Here is a 16,215-nt window from a genome sequence, read left to right as displayed (position 1 = left end):
CATTCAGTTCCGCCCCGACCTGATCGATGGCTGCCTCACCGGCACCGGACTCACGCTCACCCACCGACCGACAACAATCCGAAGACCTCAGTAGGTCGCTTCTCACGACGAGAAGGCCGCCCACCAGATCAAGGCCAAGCTGGTGGTGGAGGGCGCCAACCTCCCCACCTCCGGGCAGGCCCAGGCCGTCCTCGCCGAACGTGGAATCGCCGTCCTGCCCGACTTCGTCGCCAACGCCGGAGGCGTCGTGGCCGCCGCCTTCGCCATGGACGCCCGCTACTCCGGATTCCGTCCCGAGACGCCCACCATCTTCGAGACGATCTCCAAGCGGCTGCGCGCCAACGCCGTCACCGTCCTCGAAGAAGCCGGGCGCCGTGCCACCACGCCGCACATCGCGGGGCGCGGGCTGACAGAGGAACGCGTGCGCGCCGCTATGCGGAGCAAGGGGCGGCTTCGTTCCTGAGGGTCCCTTCACGGGGTGGGAGGGAGGCGGAGGTCTCCTTCATGGCGGCCTCATCCATGGCGGCCTCATCCATGGCCTGGATGACCCGGATACGGGATTCCGATCGCGCGGAGGATGGCGGTGGGGTTCCGTACAGCCCATAGTCGTGCCCACCGCACGCCGCTGTCCGGACCAGCACCGGGTGTGTGGCCTTCCCCCGCATGCCGTGCGCCGTCGTCGGCGCCCATGACGGCATGCCCGCCCTCGTACGCCGTCCCCTGGAGTCGCCATGCCCGGTTCCGTGTCCCCGACCCCGCCCTCCGCCGCGGTCGACGACGGTGCTCCGTCACCCGTCGCCGTGTCGGGCCCCGCTCATGTGGTGCGCCTGACCTTGCTGATGGCGGGCAGCTGTCTGCCGGTCCTGGGTGCGGTGCTGATCGCCCCGGTGCTGCCGAGGATGCAGGACCACTTCGCCTCGACGCCTGGGGCGAAGGCGTTGGTGCCCCTCGCGCTGACGGTTCCGGCGCTGTCGCTGGCACTGCTGGCACCCTTCGCCGGGGTGATCGTGGACCGGCTCGGCCGCAAGCGCCTGCTGATCGTGGCGACCGTCCTGTACGCCGTGTTCGGAACGGCGCCGCTCTGGCTGGACTCGCTGGGCGCGATCATCGCCAGCCGCGCCCTGGTCGGTGTCGCCGAGGCCGCCATCATGACCTGCTGCACCACACTGATCGGCGACTACTACAGCGGCCGGCAGCGGGTGAAGTACCTGGCGCTGCAGGCCGTGTGTACCTCCGCGTCGGCCACCGCCTTCTTCGTGGTCGGCGGCGCCGTCGGCGCGGCGGGCTGGCGCGTGCCCTTCTGGATCTACGCCGTGGCCCTGGTGATCGCCCCGCTGATGGCCGCCGCTCTGCCCAACCCGGCGGCCCGCGCGGCCACCCACGAGGCCCCGGCCGTGGCCATGACCGGCCGTCCGTTCCCCTGGCGGCCGCTGGCGGGGATCTGCGCCCTCACCTTCTTCGGAGCGATGGTCTTCTACACGGTCCCGGTGGAGATGGCGTACCTGCTCGACGACCTCGGTGTGGAGGACCCCGGCGTCATCGGTCTGGCCACGGCGATCGCGAGTGCCGCCACCGTGGCCGGAGCGGTGATCTTCGCCCGGCTGAAGCGCTCCCCGGACCCGATGCTGCCCGCGGTCTTCGCGGTCTGTGGCGCCGGTTTCGGGGTGATGTTCCTCGCCGGCAGCGCCCCGCTGCTGGTCGTCGGGGCGGTGGTCAACTGTCTGGGTACGGGCATGCTGCTGCCCGCCCTCCTCACGAGTGCCATGTCCCGGCTGGCGTTCGAGGACCGCGGCCGGGGCACGGGGCTGTGGACGTCGGCCTTCTTCGGCGGTGCGTTCGTCTGCCCGCTGGTGCTGCTCGCCCTGGAGTCGGCGGTCGGCTCTCTCGCCGGTGCGGTGGGCATGCTGGGGCTGGCCGCGGCCCTCGTCGCGGCGGGACTGTCGGCGGCTCGCCGCCGTGCGGACGCCGTCGCCCCCCAGCCGCTGCCGGAGCAGGCGGCCTGAACACAGCGGACGCGACAGACGCTGCAGACGCTGCCAACGCGGCAGCGGACCGGCCGCACGCCGCGGAACCCGTCCCCACGGCCTCCCGTGGGGACGGGGCGCGTCGGTCCCGGGCCGTGATCAGAGCCGGCCCGGCGTCGGTCCGGCGCCCTGTCCGGCGGACGGTGCCTCCGCCGTGCCGTGGCTCGTCAGCGTCGCGCCCACCTCCGCGGCCTTCTGCCGCAGCCAGATGTGGGCGGCGTCCTGGGTGTGCACCGGGTGCCACCACATCGCCTCCTGCACCGGCACGGCCTCGAACGGGCAGGGCAGGACCCGCACCGCGGCGGAACGGACCGCCCGGCGCGCCAGACGCTCCTGGATCATCGCGATCCGGCGGGTGCCCTCGACCATGTGGGGCAGCAGCTGGAAGGTCGGCACGGACACCTCCACCCGGGGGCTGATGCCGAGCATGCTGAGCTGGCGGGCGGCCGGGGCGTCGTAGGGGCGCTGGTAGACGGCCCAGGGCAGGCGGGCCAGCTCGTCGAGGGTGAGTTCGTGGCCGATCTCGGGATGGTCGTCGGCGATCATGCACAGCCAGCGGTCCTGATGGAGGTCGACGCAGGGAAAGCCGTCGATGACGCCGTGCGGCATCAGGAGTCCGTCGACGGTGCTCAGCAGGGCTGCGGTGTTCTCCGTGACGGAGGGCGCCGGGTGCTGGAAGGTGAGCCGGAGGCCGGGCGCCTCCTGGTGCAGGGCGCGGGCGAGAGCGGCACCGAACACGGCAGCGCCGTAGTCGGCGGCGAGCAGGGTGAACTCGCGGGTCTCGGCGGCGGGGTCGAAGTCGGCCTGGCTGGAGAAGACACGCTCCAGCAGGTCGCACGCGGTGGCGCTGCGGTCGCGCAGGGCGACACCGAGCGGTGTCAGCTCGTAGCTGTTGCCGGTGCGGGCGAGCAATTCGTCGTCGAAATGGCGGCGCAGCCGGGACAGCGCCGCGCTCATGGCGGGCTGGCTCAGCCCGACGCGCTCGCCGGCCCGGGTCACATTGCGCTCCTCCAGCAGCGCACGCAGGGCGAGGACCAGATTGAGGTCGAGTCGGGACAGGTTCATCGGGCACCACCTGGGCGAGCAAGAGCCATCCATGTCATGGATTCGGCGCATCCATAGGAGCGATTTCCGTGATCCGCCGATCGCGGCCACAGTAGACCGCAACCCAGCAGGAGGAAATCTGATGGCAACGCTCGTGCAACCTGCCGGCCCGATTGCGCTCGGCACGGTCTCGGTTCCGGACGGGGAGCCGTTTCCCGGTCTCCTGGCCAAGGAGCGGGTGCTCGATCTGGGCAAAGCCCTGGACTGGGCACCGTCCGGCGTGCGTGCCGTACTGGAACGCTGGGAGGAGACCCTCCCCGTCCTGTACGCCCTGGCGGACGACGACGCCCTGGACTGGCGGCGGCTGGACGGCCTGCACGTGCACGCCCCGCTGGAGCCCCGCCAGATCTTCCAGTCCGGCGCCAACTACCGCCAGCACGTGATCGACCTGGAGGTCGCCCACCGCTCCCCCGACGACCCGCGCACCGTGGAGGAGGCCCGCGCGGAGATCGCCGCGGTCATGGACCGCCGGGCCGCCGAGGACCTGCCGTACGTGTTCATCGGGCTGCCCAGCACCATCGCGGGCCCGTACGACGACGTCGCACTCCCTTCCTGGGCGAAGAAGCCGGACTGGGAGCTGGAGCTGGCGGCGGTCATCGCCAAGTCCGCCTACCGGGTCTCCGTCGAGGAGGCCCTGGAGTACGTCGCCGGCTACACGATCGCCAACGACCTCACCGACCGCGCGACCGTCTTCCGGCGGGACATGCCCGCGATCGGCACCGACTGGCTGCGCTGCAAGAACGCCCCCGGCTTCACCCCGCTCGGGCCCTGGATCGTGCCCGCCGAGTCCGTCTCCGACCCGGGTGACCTGCGGGTGACGCTGAAGCTGAACGGCGAGACCATGCAGGACGAGTCCACCAAGGACATGCTCTTCGGCGTCGCGCGGCTGGTGTCGTACATCTCGCAGACCTCCAGGCTCCTGCCCGGCGACCTGGTGCTGACCGGAAGCCCGGCCGGCAACGGCATCCACTGGGGGCGGCTGCTGCGCGACGGTGACGTCATGGAGGGGTCCATCACCGGGCTGGGTACGCAGCGCACCCGCTGTGTGGAGGAGAAGTCATGAGTCTGGACCGCCACGACCCGGAGGGTGCGATCGCCGAGGCCGCCAAGGCGTACTCCAACTGGGGACGTTGGGGCGAGGACGACGTGCTCGGCACGCTGAACTTCCTCGACGAGGCCAAGCGGCGCGAAGGCGCGGCACTGGTGCGCCGGGGCGTGAGCTTCTCCCTCTCGCAGCGGTTCGACATGGACGGCCCGCAGAAGGGCTGGCGCCGGCGGACCAACCCGGTGCACACCATGCTCGACACCGGCACCGACGCGGTGCTGGGCAACCAGGGCTTCCCGCACGGTATCGGCGGCGCGGACGACGTGATCGCGATGCCGCTGCAGTGCTCCACCCAGTGGGACGGCCTCGGCCACATCTTCGATCACGGCAAGGCCTGGAACGGACGTGACGCCGAGAAGGTCGTCACCTCCGCCGGCGACCTGGTCACCGGGATCGAGCACATGGCCCCGTACGTCGCCGGCCGCGGCGTACTGCTGGACGTGGCCCGGGTCATCGGTGACGACGACGGCACGCCGGAACTGCCCGACGGTTTCGCGATCACCACGGAACACCTGACCGAGACCGCCGAGGCCCACGGCGTGAGCGTCGGACGCGGCGACATCGTCCTCGTCCGCACCGGGCGCCTCGCCCGCGCCCGGCGTGACGGCTGGGGCGACTACGCTGGCGGCCCCGCGCCCGGTCTGTCGTTCACCACCGCCGGCTGGCTGCACCGTACCGAGATCGCCGGGATCGCCACCGACACCTGGGGCTTCGAGGTACGGCCGAACGAGTTCGACAACGCCTTCCAGCCGCTGCACCAGGTCGTCATCCCCAACATGGGCCTGCTGATCGGCGAGATGTGGGACCTGGACGCCCTCGCCGAGGACTGCGCGGCCGACGGCGTGTACGAGTTCTGGCTGACCGCCGCACCGCTGCCCATCACCGGAGCCGTCGGCTCCCCGGTCAACCCCATCGCCGTCAAGTAACCCGCCCGGCCGACGACCCGCTCAGCCACCCAGCGCCCGGCCGCCGACCCGGCGCTCGCCGACCGCCCCGGCACCCGGCCGCCGACCCGCTCGGCCGCCGGCCATCGGCGCCGACCCGCTCACCCGCCGGATGCGCCGCCATTCTCCCCTGACAGCAGCGGCGCATCCGGCCCCGCACACCGTCCCCACCTCGCATCCCGTCCCCACCCCTGGCCCGCGCTCCCAGCGGGCGAGCCGCACACCGCCGCCCGAAGCCGCGCGGCCCAACCCCGGGAGGTTCCCCGACATGGCTGACACCCTCACCCACTCTCGACCTCGCTCGAGCGGGGGGAGCCCCACCGTCCTCGTCATCGGCGGGGGCGCCTCCGGCAACGCCGCCACCATCCTGCTGCGCCGTGCCGGTGTCAGCGTGGACCTGATCGAGGCCAGGCCCGACTGGAACGCCACCACCGGCTCCGGTATCACCCTCCAGGGCAACGCCCTGCGCGTCCTGCGCGAACTGGGCGTGTGGGAGCAGGTGAGCGCCTCGGGATTCGCCTTCGGCTCGCTGGGCGTGGCCGCCCCCGACGGCACCGTCCTCTTCGTGGCCGAGGACCTCCAGACCGGCGGCGACGACCTGCCCGCCACCCTCGGCATGCAGCGCCCGCGGCTCCAGCAGATCCTCATCGACGCGGTCCGCGCCTCGGGCGCCACCGTCCGCCTGGGCACCACCGTCGACACCCTGGAGCAGGACGCCGACGGCGTCTCGGTCCGCTTCAGTGACGGCACCGAGGGCCGCTACGACCTGGTGATCGCCGCGGACGGCCTGAACTCCGCCACCCGCGCCGCGGTCGGCATCACCGACAGACCCGAGCCCACCGGCATGGCGATCTGGCGCATCGCGGCCCCACGGCCCGAGGGCATTGACCGCACGGACCTGGCGTACGGCGGCCCGGCCTACATCGCGGGCTACTGCCCCACCAGCGAGAAGACCATCTACGCGTACGTCGTCGAGGCCGGCCGCGACCGGGCCTCCATCGACCCGGCCACGTACGCGGACGAGATGCGGCGGCTCGCCCAGGCCTACGGCGGTTTCTGGCCCGAGATCACGAAACACATCGACGACCCGGCCAAGGTCAACTACACCTGGTTCCACCGCCACCTCGTGGAGGGCCCGTGGCACCGCGGCCGGGTCGTGCTGGTCGGGGACGCCGCCCACTGCTGTCCGCCGACCTTCGCCCAGGGCGCGGCGATGTCGCTGGAGGACGCCTCCGTCCTCACCGAGTTGCTCACCACCCGAAGCGACTGGGACGACCGGCTCTTCACCGACTACCACGCACGGCGTCTGCCCCGCGTACGCATGGTCGTCGACGCCTCCGTCCAGCTCGGCCAGTGGCTGCTCGACGGGGTGCGCGACGCGGACGTGCCCGGACTGGTGGGCCGCACCATGAACGCACTCAAGGAACTCCCGTGACCGATCCCCTGCCGACACCGACGATCGACGTCCACGCCCACCTCCTGCTCCCGGAGGTCGAGGAGGCCGTCGCCGGTCACCCCGGCCTCGCCGAGGCCCGCAACCTCGACGCCCGCCGCAACGGGTCGGCGGCCCTGGCCGTGAACGGTCCCATGGTCGGCGCGCGCGTGCCGAAGCTGACGGACGTCACCGTGCGCCTCGCGGCCATGGACGCGGCCGGCGTGGACGTGCAGCTGGTGAGCCCCTCACCGTCGCACTACCACTACTGGGCCGAGCCCCGGCCGGCCGAGCAGGTCTGCCGGCTGGCCAACGAGGGGACCGCAGCACACTGCGCCAAGGCCCCCGACCGGCTTTACGGCCTCGGGCTGGTCCCCCTCCAACACCCCGGCCTCGCCGTCTCCCTGCTCGACCACGCACTGGACCAGGGCCTGAGGGGCGTGGAACTGTCCTCGCACGCGCCAGGGCCGGGCGGGACACGAGCGGTGGAACTCTCCGACCCTCGCCTCACACCCTTCTGGGCCCGCGCGGAGGAGACCGGCGCCCTGATCTTCCTGCACCCGTTCGGCTGCACGCTCGACGAGCGCCTTGACCAGTGGTACCTGTCCAACACGGTCGGCCAGCCCACCGAGAACGCGGTAGCGCTCTCGCACCTGATCTTCTCCGGCGTACTTGACCGCCATCCGGGCCTGAAGCTGATCGCGGCGCACGGCGGCGGCTACCTGCCCACCCACATCGGCCGCTCCGACCACGCCTGGAAGACCCGCCCCGACGCCCGGGACTGCGCCCGGGAGCCGAGCAGCTACCTGAAGCGGCTGTACTTCGACTCCCTCGTCCACGACCCGTACGTACTGCGGGAGTTGATACGCGCCGCAGGCCCGGACCGGGTCCTGCTCGGCTCCGACTTCCCCTTCGACATGGGCACCGACGACCCGCTGGGCGCGTTGCGCGCCGCCGACCTGCCCGACCCCGACTTCAACGCCATCCGCGGCGAAAACGCCGCCGCACTGCTCAACCTCGCCTGAGGAGGACCCCCATGAGCAACCGCCTGCTCACCCACCTGCGGCACGTCGACCTCGCCGTGCCCGACTACGACAAGCAACTCGACTTCTACTCCGGCGTCTGGGGCCTGACCAAGGTCTCCGAGGACTCCGGGATCTCCTTCCTCGCCGCCGAGGGCAGCCCCGAACAATACGTCGTACGGCTCCGCAAGGCCGACGAGAAGCGCCTCGACCTGGTCTCCTACGGGGCGGGCAGCCCGGCCGACGTCGACACGCTGGCCGATCAACTCCTTTCCCAGGGCGTGCAGTTGATCTCCCAGCCGGGAAAGGTGGACACTCCCGGCGGCGGTTACGCCTTCCGCTTCTTCGACGTCGACGGTCGCACCATCGAGGTCTCCGCCGACGTCGAGGCCAGGCAGCACCGCCGTATCGAGGAGAAGGAGGCGATCCCGGTCCGTCTCTCGCACGTGGTGCTCAACTCCCCCGACCTGAACAAGACCCGTGAGTGGTACGAGCGGCACCTCGGCTTCCGTCTCTCCGACACGCTGGGCTCGCCGCACATGGGCGAGGTCATGCACTTCATGCGGATCAGCAACCAGCACCACTCGATGGCCATCGCCAAGGGCCCGCACACCTCCCTGCACCACGTCTCCTTCGAGATGCGCGGCCTGGACGAGTACATGCGCGGCTCGGGCCGTGTGATGCGCTCCGGCGCCCGCAAGCTCTGGGGCCCGGGCCGGCACATGGCGGGCGACAACACCTTCACGTACTTCCTCGACCCGCACGGCAACACCGTCGAGTACACCACCGAGCTGGAGGAACTGGACGAGGACACCTGGCACCCCCACGTCTACGACTTCTCCCAGCCCGAGGTCACCGACCAGTGGGGCACCGCGAACCCGATGAACGAACTCATCGTCAAGGAGTCGTTCAACGACGTCGACCGCGGCGTGTTCGTCGCGCCGCCGGTCTGACCGCCCGGCCTGCAAGGTCCTCCAGCCACCGGGGGCGCGGTGATCCGCTGTCCTGCCGTGACTGCACTCCGCGCTCCCCGGCTCCTCCGTGCCTGCCCGCCCCACGCCGACTGGACCCCCTCCCATGCGCTTCGCCACTTACGAACACCGCGACCAACACCATGTGGCCGTCGTCGACAAGGACGGCACACTCCGCCCCCTGTCCGGTGTCCACTCCCTGACCGGACTGCTCACCGAGGCGGGCAGCATGCCGGAACTGCTCGACGCGGGCACCAGGATGCTCGACGCCCAGGCCGGTCCCCATGTCTCCGAAGTGCGGCTGCTGCCGCCGCTCCAGCCGCCCACCGTGCGGGACTTCGTCACCTTCGAGGAACACGTCGAGGGCGTACGGCGCTCCGTGGACGGGGCCGCCGGGGTGCCGGAGCGGTGGTACGCGGCGCCGACCTTCTACTTCACCAACCCCTACGCGGTGTACGGCCCGCACGACGACATCCCCGTGCCCCCGGGGTCGAGCCTGCTCGACTTCGAGCTCGAGGTCGCCGCCGTGATCGGCAAGGAGGGCCGCGCCCTCACCCCCGAGCAGGCCCGCGACCACATCGTCGGCTACACCGTCTTCAACGACTGGACGGCGCGTGACCTGCAGTCCGCCGAGATGAAGGTCGGCCTCGGCCCCTGCAAGGGCAAGGACACCGCCACCACGCTGGGCCCGTACCTGGTCACCGCCGACGAGCTGGAGCAGTACCGGGACGCGGACGGCTTCCTGCGCCTGGCGCTGACGGCGGAGGTCAACGGGGAGGTCGTGGGCAGGGACCTGCTGTCCAACATGAGCTGGACCTTCGAGGAGATGGTCGCCTACGCCTCACGCGGTACGGTCGTCCGCCCCGGCGACGTCCTCGGTTCCGGCACCTGCGGCAACGGCGGCTGCCTCGCCGAACTTTGGGGCGTACGAGGCAAGCAGGAACCGCCGCCGCTGAAGCCGGGCGACACGGTCACGCTCACCGTCGAGGGCCTCGGCTCGGTCTCCAACACCGTGGTGACCGGTCCGGAGCCGGTGCCTGTTCCGCTCGCCCGGCGACGTCCCCGGGAACGGCCGTGACCTCCGGCTTCCGTTCTTTGCGGCTCCTCGGCAAGGTCGTCGTGGTCACGGGCGCGGCCGGCGGGCAGGGCGCCGCGGAGGCCGAGGCACTGGCCCTCGAGGGCGCCCGGGTGATCGCCACCGACGTGGCCGAGGCGCCCGGCTGTCGTGTCCTCGATGTCACCAGCGAGAAGGACTGGGCGGATCTCGCCGCCGAGCTCAAGGAGTCGTACGGGCAGGTGCACGGCCTGGTCAACAACGCGGGCGTCACCTGGCGCGCCCGGATCGACGAGGTACGCCCCGAGGACATGGCCCGGGTCCACGCGGTCAACGTCACCGGCCCGCTCCTGGGCATCCAGCACCTGGTACCGCTGATGGGCGTGGGCGCGTCGATCGTGAACGTCGGTTCGTCGGCGGCACTGACCGCCCACTATCCGGTCGCATACACCTCCAGCAAATGGGCGCTGCGCGGCCTGTCGAAGACCGCCGCCATGGAACTGGGGCCCCGCGGCATCCGCGTCAACACCATCCACCCCGGCTTCATCGAGACCGCGATGACCGCCTCCGCGGCGCCCGCGTTCCGCGACGCGAATCTGCGCGAGACGCCGCTCGGCCGCACCGGGACCGTCGACGACATCACCCCGCTCGTCACCTTCCTCCTCTCCGACGACTCCGCCTTCATCACCGGCGCCGAGATCCCCGTCGACGGCGGCCTCACCGCACACGGCGGCGCCAAGTCGATCTCGGACGCCCTGCGTCAGCAGGACACCTGAACGGCAGCAAGCCACGCGTCGGGCGGGCAGGGACCACAGCCCCTGCCCGCCCGACGCGTTTCGCGTGCTCTTACGACAAGGGCATCACCGTGCGGTGGGCGAACACCGCGACCACCGCGACCACGACGTGCATCAGCAGCAACGCCACGACGCCGGCCGCTCCGCCTTCACCGAAGAGCAGGAAGGCGGGCACGAAGGACACCGCGACGACGGTCGGCACCAGCCATCGCATCAGCGCTTCGGGGTCCTTCGACCCCCGCGGGAATCCTCCCCGTCATCCCCTGTCGGGACATCCGGACAAACCTGTTGACAGCACCAGGGGTCAGCCCCATAGTTACCTAGCACTAGAGCGCGCTAATGATGCGCTCTAGTCACGGAAGGCGGGGTGGTCCTACCCATGAGACCGCCGCGGACAAGCGACAACGGTCCCGCCGCCTCCCGAGCCCCCTCCCACGGCACACCCGCCTCCTGGGCCGGGCGTCCTCCACTCCTGGGTTCCTGAAGAACTTCGAGCCACCCTCTCCCCGTATCCACCCCGACCGCACAGTGAGGTGCAAGGGACATGCACAGACACCACCGAACCGCGGCTCTCGCCGCCACCGTCCTCGCAGGCACCCTGCTCGCCGCCGGCTGCTCCAGCAGCTCCGGTGGCAAGGAGTCGGAGGAAGGCGGTGCGGAAGCCGCGGCGGGCAAGGCGAGCACGCCCCGTATGACCGTCGCCATGATCACCCACGCGGCCCCCGGCGACACCTTCTGGGACCTGATCCGCAAGGGTGCCCAGGCTGCCGCCGAGAAGGACAACGTCAGGCTCGTCTACTCCAGCAACCCCAACGCCGCCGACCAGGCGAACCTGGTGCAGAACGCGATCGACCAGAAGGTCGACGGCATCGCGCTCACCGCGGCCAAGCCGGACGCCATGAAGGACGTCGTGGCCAAGGCCAAGGCGGCCGGTATCCCGGTCGTCGGCTTCAACTCCGGCCTGGACGACTGGAAAGACCTCGGCATGCTCGAATACTTCGGCCAGGACGAGAACATCGCAGGCCAGGCCTTCGGCGAGCGCCTCAACGAGATCGGCGCCAAGAACGCCGTCTGCGTGGTCCAGGAACAGGGCCACGTCGCCCTGGAAGCTCGCTGCGCGGGCCTGAAGAAGGCGTTCGAGGGCAAGACCGAGAACCTCTACGTCAACGGCGCCGACATGCCGTCCGTGAAGTCGACGATCACCGCCAAGCTCAAGCAGGACTCGTCCATCGACGAGGTCGTCACGCTCGGCGCCCCGTTCGCGCTGACCGCCGTCCAGTCCGTCGCCGACGCGGGCAGCAAGGCCGAGGTCGCCACCTTCGACCTCAACAAGGACCTGGTGAACGCCGTCAAGGAGGGCAACGTCCAATTCGCCGTCGACCAGCAGCCCTACCTGCAGGGCTACCTCGCCGTGGACGGCCTCTGGCTCTACAAGAACAACGGGAACTTCAGCGGCGGCGGCACCGCACCGGTCCTGACCGGTCCGGCCTTCGTCACCGAGGAGAACGTCGACGCCATCGCCAAGTTCGCCGACAAGGGCACACGGTAACGACCAGGCGGTCGCGGGTCCTCGGCCCTCACCGAGCCTTCAGGCCGGCCCCTGCTCCGGGGCCGGCCCGCTCGTTCCCCCGGCCGCATGCAGAACAGCGCGACGAACGCGGTCAGCGCGCTCCCGTCGGCTGGGCAAGGCGGCGGGCGGGCAAGAGGGCGGTGGGCATCGGGAGGCCGTTGCGCAGGCTGCGGCGCAGGTGACGCACGTACTGCTCTCGCGGTACGAGAATGCCGCCCAGGTCGTGGACGTGCGGGCTGTCCCGCTGCGCGTCGAGCAGCACGCCGCCGGCCTGGGCGAAGCGCGCCGCGAGGTCGGTCACCGCGACCTTCGAGGCACCGGGACGGTGGAAGAACATCGAGTCCATGCTGAAGACCGATCCGACCTGGATGCCGAAGACGCCGCCGATGAGATCACCGTCCTCGCCGTCCTCCCACACCTCGACGCTGTGCGCATGACCCAGATCGTGCAGGCGGACCAGGCTTGCGATCAGTTCGTCGGTGAGCCACAGAGGGACGCGGCCGGCGCGGCATTCGCGGACGACCTGTTCGAACCGCCGGTCCAGGCTGGTCGACCACGGCAGCCGGTTGCGCAGCCGCCGGGCGAGGCTCCGGCTGAGGTGGGTGGCCGAGACGGGCAGCACCGGCCTGGGGTCGGGCGACCACCAGGAGACGGCGTAGGGATCGGCCGATTCCTCCCCCACGAGCCGGATGCGCCCCTCCTGGACCTGATCGGCGAAGACCACCTCGTTGAGGGCGCGGGTGTACTCGTCAGATGCCGGGAACGGATAGACCCCGGCGCGGTACGCAGCCAGGAGGCCGGCGGGGCTGAGGTCGGTGCCGAAGGCCACCGGACCGTCGGGCGCCGCTTCCAGCACGTCCAGCGCCTCCCAGCGGGGGCATCTGCTCACCACCGTGCCGCTCCCTGCCCTTGGCTCTTCACCGGCCTGACGTCGTCGGCCTGTTGGAGGAAGTCGATGTAGCGGTCCATCATCTCCGCGTCCACCGGCGGAACGTCGATCCCGGCGTCCACCAGGGCCCGTTCCGCGTTGCCGCGGGTGAACTCCGGGAAGACGCCCTGGAAGTACATCTCGCTCACGGTGATGTCGGCGCGGGCGCACCGGTCGACGAAGAGCGGGACGAACGGGGTGATCGCGTCGGTGGGATGCCCGGCCGCGTACTTCACCAGAGCGGCGATCCATTCGGCGTACGGGATCTCCCGGACCGGGTAACCCCGTCGGCGCAGCCGCTCGGCGAGCGAATTCAGCAGCGTGGGACGGGGGTTGGTGAGGTGGTAGACCTCGCCGCGAGCGGGATGGCGGGTGGAGATGTGTCCGATGGCGCGGGCGAGGTGGTCGGCGGGGAGGAAGTCCAGCGGCAGCGGGACGTCGGGGCACAGCCCGGTCCGTGCGATGAAGTCGAAGAGGGCGGCCAGCTCGCTGCTGGTGTTCATCACGCCGGTTCCGCTGCGGCCCGTGATGTCCATGAGGCGGTAGACGGCCACCGGCAGGCCCGCGTCGGACGCCTTCTTCAGCAGCGCCTCGGCGACCCATTTGGTCTCCACGTATCCCACCGACAGATATTCGGGGAAGTCCAGTGGCGTGCTCTCCGTCACCTCGTGCACCCCGGCCGGCCCGAATCCAGCGAGCACCGCCATGCTGGAGGTGAAGTGGACGGGGACGGCCCGGCCGGCGGCGAGGCGGATGATCTCGTATGTTCCGTCGACGTTGGCCGCACGCAACTCGTGGTACGGGTAGATGAAGTTGACCTGGCCGCCGAAGTGGTAGACGGCGTCGATGGTCGATCCCAGCTCCTCGAACCGGCTTGGGGACAGCCCCAGTCCTGGCTTGCCCAGGTCGCCCACGACCGGCTGGACACGCTCGCTGGACAGATCGCTGAGGACGTGCCTCTGATGGCTCGCGCGGATCCGCTCCATGCCGTGCTGCTCGTCGGAGGCCCTGACCAGGCAGAGGATCCGTCCCGTCGTCCTGCGCAGCAGCTCGTCGATCATGTGCGCGCCGCAGAACCCGGTCGCCCCGGTGAGGAGGACGTCGCCGGGGCGCCGGGGGTCCGGAGCCGGCGCGTCATGCCCCACTGCCGGAACGCGCCGACCGGTCTCGGCGGCGAAGTCGACGCTTCCGCCGTCCGGGTGGGCCAGCGTACCGGCACGTGCCTGGCGCACGGACTCGGCGAACGCGGCGAGCGTCGGGTACCGCAGCAGTGAACGGGTCAGGTCGCGGATCTGTGTGATGCCGATACCGAATACGACGCGGGTCCGGGCGAGCATTTCCATGGCCAGCAGCGAGTTGCCGCCGAGCTCGAAGAAGTCGTCGTGCGGACGGACGTAGTCCACATCCAGGATCTGGCCCCACAGCTGGGCCATCCCCTGCGGCACCGGACGGTCGTCCGGGCCGGCCGTCGTCGCCGCGGTCCGGGGTTCCAGTACAGCCCTGCGGTCGAGCTTTCCGCCAGGTGTGACAGGCAACCGCTCCACCGCGTGGAACGCTGCCGGGATCATGTAGCCCGGCAGGACCTCGGCGAGTGCCGACCGCAGCCGTGCGCGCAGCACCTCCTCGCCGCCGGCCGGCGGCGAGGTCGGCGTGAAGTACGCGACGAGGTCCCGGTCGCCGCTTGCGCGCGTTCGGGCCACGACCATCGCCTGGCCGATCTCCGGTTGGGAGACGAGCGCGGCCTCGACCTCGGCCGGGTCGACCCGGAACCCGCGGATCTTCATCTGGTCGTCGATCCGGCCCAGGACTTCGAGGTTGCCGTCCGAGCGCCGGCGGCCCAGATCGCCGGTGCGGTACATCCGGTCCCCCGGCGCCAAGCCGTGCGGGTCGGGCAGGAACTGCTGTGCGGTCAGGACGGGTTGCCGCCAGATACCGCGCGCCAGCGCCGGACCGCCGATGTAGATCTCGCCGCGCTCGCCGGGCGGCACCGGGCGCAGTTCGGCGTCGAGCACGTGAACGTGGTTCCCCTCCAGGGGCCTGCCGATCGGGGCGACGGCGGTGTCCGGTAGGGCGAGCACCTCCTCGTTCAGGTCGCAGAGCGTGGAGGTGATGGTGGTCTCGGTGAGCCCGTAGGCGTTGACGAGCCGCGCGCCGGGGATCCGGTGCAGAATGGCGCGGCAGTCCTTCGCCGTGATGATCTCACCGCCGACGATGACGAGCCTCAGCGATGCGAGGCTCTCGTGGCGGTCCGGGGCGGAGACGATCCGATGCCAGTAGGCGGGGGTCAGGTCGGCGACGGTGATCCCGTGCTCCGGGAGGCGGTGCAGCAGGTCGGTGGGCGCCCACGTATGCGTTCCCGCGAGGACGAGTGTCGCGCCGCTGATCAGCGTGGCGAAGATCTGCTCCAGTGAGGTGTCGAAGCCGAGCGCCGCGGCGTGCAGCACCCGGTCACCGGGCGTCAGTTCGTAGGCCCGGGCCACCGTGGTGAGGGAATGGGCCAGCGACCGGTGGCTGATCATCACTCCCTTGGGAGGCCCCGTGGATCCGGAGGTGTAGAGCACGTAGGCGAGGTCGTCCGGCCGCGGACCCCGTGCCGGCCGCGGCCCCTCCGACAGCGCCTGCGCGGCCTGATCCCCGACGTGGACGATCCTCGCCTCGCACCCGGCGAACATCGGAGCGTGCTCGCGGCTCGAGACGATGAGGCGTGAACCGGTCTCCGAGACCAGTCCGGCCATTCGTTGCCGCGGCATCGCCGGGTCGAGGGGCAGGAACGCGCCGCCGGAGTTCAGCACCGCCAGCAGCGCGACGACCAGCTCGGGCACGCGGTCGAGGCACACGGTGACGACGGACTCCGCGTCGACGCCCCACTCCCGAAGCTGGTGGGCAAGCCGGTCGGCGCGGCCGGTCAGCTCGGCGTAGCTGAGCCGGCCCTCGTCCGAGAGCACCGCGAGGGCGGACGGGTCACGCCGTGCCCGCTCCCGGACCAGCTCGGGCACGGTGCTCGGCCCGGTTTCCGGGGGCCGCCGCCCGGCGCGGGCGCTCGCGGGCCGCATATCGGTCCACAGGCGGTCGACCATGCTCCCGCACCACCCGGCGGACTCCGGTCCGCCGATCCGATGCCACCCGGCCGGAATCCGGCGATCGGCGGGCCAGATCGCGTACTGCTCCTCGTCGTTGCGCAGCACGACGCACAGCGCAACCGACTCTACCGGCGGGTGGTCACGTTCCGTCACCTTGGGGCTCCTGCCTCGCGCGGCGTCCTGCGGA

At 71.1% G+C, this 16,215-nt stretch carries 13 protein-coding genes and 1 pseudogene; 10 read left to right on the top strand and 4 right to left on the bottom strand.

Annotated features, from left to right (window positions below; all coding sequences use genetic code 11):
• Positions 1 to 121: 121 nt before the first annotated feature.
• A pseudogene (locus ACFYO0_RS43155) lies at positions 122 to 463 on the top strand (Glu/Leu/Phe/Val dehydrogenase); the annotation flags it as partial.
• 268 nt (positions 464 to 731) lie between these two features.
• Complete coding sequence (locus ACFYO0_RS43150; RefSeq protein WP_388687232.1) at positions 732 to 2,003, top strand: MFS transporter; 1,272 nt, start codon at positions 732 to 734, stop codon at positions 2,001 to 2,003.
• 120 nt (positions 2,004 to 2,123) lie between these two features.
• On the opposite strand, the gene ACFYO0_RS43145 is transcribed toward ACFYO0_RS43150, so the two are convergent.
• The gene (locus ACFYO0_RS43145) at positions 2,124 to 3,089 is read right to left on the bottom strand and encodes a LysR family transcriptional regulator (protein ID WP_388687230.1); all 966 of its coding nucleotides are present in this window, start codon (positions 3,087 to 3,089) and stop codon (positions 2,124 to 2,126) included.
• A 121-nt stretch (positions 3,090 to 3,210) separates the two neighbouring features.
• Here ACFYO0_RS43145 and ACFYO0_RS43140 point away from each other — a divergent pair, with 121 nt between their 5' ends.
• From ACFYO0_RS43140 to ACFYO0_RS43110, 7 genes are all read left to right on the top strand, one after another.
• Complete coding sequence (locus ACFYO0_RS43140) at positions 3,211 to 4,191, top strand: fumarylacetoacetate hydrolase family protein (protein ID WP_388687228.1); 981 nt, start codon at positions 3,211 to 3,213, stop codon at positions 4,189 to 4,191.
• Entirely contained in the window at positions 4,188 to 5,159 is a 972-nt protein-coding gene (locus tag ACFYO0_RS43135) for a cyclase family protein (protein ID WP_388687226.1), read from the top strand. Before ACFYO0_RS43140 ends, ACFYO0_RS43135 begins: the two co-directional genes overlap by 4 nt.
• A gap of 286 nt (positions 5,160 to 5,445) precedes the next feature.
• Positions 5,446 to 6,612: an FAD-dependent oxidoreductase gene (locus tag ACFYO0_RS43130; RefSeq protein WP_388687224.1), complete on the top strand. Its 1,167-nt coding sequence runs from the start codon at positions 5,446 to 5,448 to the stop codon at positions 6,610 to 6,612.
• On the top strand, positions 6,609 to 7,634 hold the full coding sequence (locus ACFYO0_RS43125; protein ID WP_388687223.1) for an amidohydrolase family protein: 1,026 nt from the start codon (positions 6,609 to 6,611) through the stop codon (positions 7,632 to 7,634). The genes ACFYO0_RS43130 and ACFYO0_RS43125 overlap by 4 nt, the downstream gene beginning before the upstream one ends.
• An 11-nt stretch (positions 7,635 to 7,645) precedes the next feature.
• Positions 7,646 to 8,584, top strand: coding sequence for a VOC family protein (locus tag ACFYO0_RS43120; RefSeq protein WP_388687221.1), 939 nt, complete (start codon positions 7,646 to 7,648; stop codon positions 8,582 to 8,584).
• A 124-nt stretch (positions 8,585 to 8,708) separates the two neighbouring features.
• Positions 8,709 to 9,680: a fumarylacetoacetate hydrolase family protein gene (locus ACFYO0_RS43115; RefSeq protein ID WP_388687220.1), complete on the top strand. Its 972-nt coding sequence runs from the start codon at positions 8,709 to 8,711 to the stop codon at positions 9,678 to 9,680.
• Positions 9,677 to 10,432 carry an SDR family NAD(P)-dependent oxidoreductase gene (locus ACFYO0_RS43110; protein ID WP_388687219.1) on the top strand — a complete coding sequence of 252 codons (756 nt, stop codon included), beginning with the start codon at positions 9,677 to 9,679 and terminating at the stop codon, positions 10,430 to 10,432. Before ACFYO0_RS43115 ends, ACFYO0_RS43110 begins: the two co-directional genes overlap by 4 nt.
• A gap of 70 nt (positions 10,433 to 10,502) precedes the next feature.
• Here ACFYO0_RS43110 and ACFYO0_RS43105 read toward each other — a convergent pair whose 3' ends face one another.
• Complete coding sequence (locus ACFYO0_RS43105; RefSeq protein ID WP_388687217.1) at positions 10,503 to 10,664, bottom strand: hypothetical protein; 162 nt, start codon at positions 10,662 to 10,664, stop codon at positions 10,503 to 10,505.
• 330 nt (positions 10,665 to 10,994) lie between these two features.
• On the opposite strand from ACFYO0_RS43105, the gene ACFYO0_RS43100 reads away from it, so the two are divergent.
• Positions 10,995 to 11,999: a sugar ABC transporter substrate-binding protein gene (locus tag ACFYO0_RS43100; RefSeq protein WP_388687215.1), complete on the top strand. Its 1,005-nt coding sequence runs from the start codon at positions 10,995 to 10,997 to the stop codon at positions 11,997 to 11,999.
• Between the two features lie 112 nt (positions 12,000 to 12,111).
• On the opposite strand, the gene ACFYO0_RS43095 is transcribed toward ACFYO0_RS43100, so the two are convergent.
• Both ACFYO0_RS43095 and ACFYO0_RS43090 read right to left on the bottom strand, forming a co-directional pair.
• Entirely contained in the window at positions 12,112 to 12,909 is a 798-nt protein-coding gene (locus tag ACFYO0_RS43095; protein WP_388687213.1) for a leucyl/phenylalanyl-tRNA--protein transferase, read from the bottom strand.
• Entirely contained in the window at positions 12,906 to 16,181 is a 3,276-nt protein-coding gene (locus tag ACFYO0_RS43090; RefSeq protein WP_388687211.1) for an amino acid adenylation domain-containing protein, read from the bottom strand. Before ACFYO0_RS43090 ends, ACFYO0_RS43095 begins: the two co-directional genes overlap by 4 nt.
• Positions 16,182 to 16,215: the final 34 nt, after the last annotated feature.

The sequence above is a fragment of the Streptomyces sp. NPDC006365 genome, from assembly GCF_042870755.1.
Classification (GTDB): domain Bacteria; phylum Actinomycetota; class Actinomycetes; order Streptomycetales; family Streptomycetaceae; genus Streptomyces; species Streptomyces xiangluensis.
Note: the sequence above shows the minus strand (reverse complement) of the source record. Positions and strands in the feature narration are given on the sequence as shown.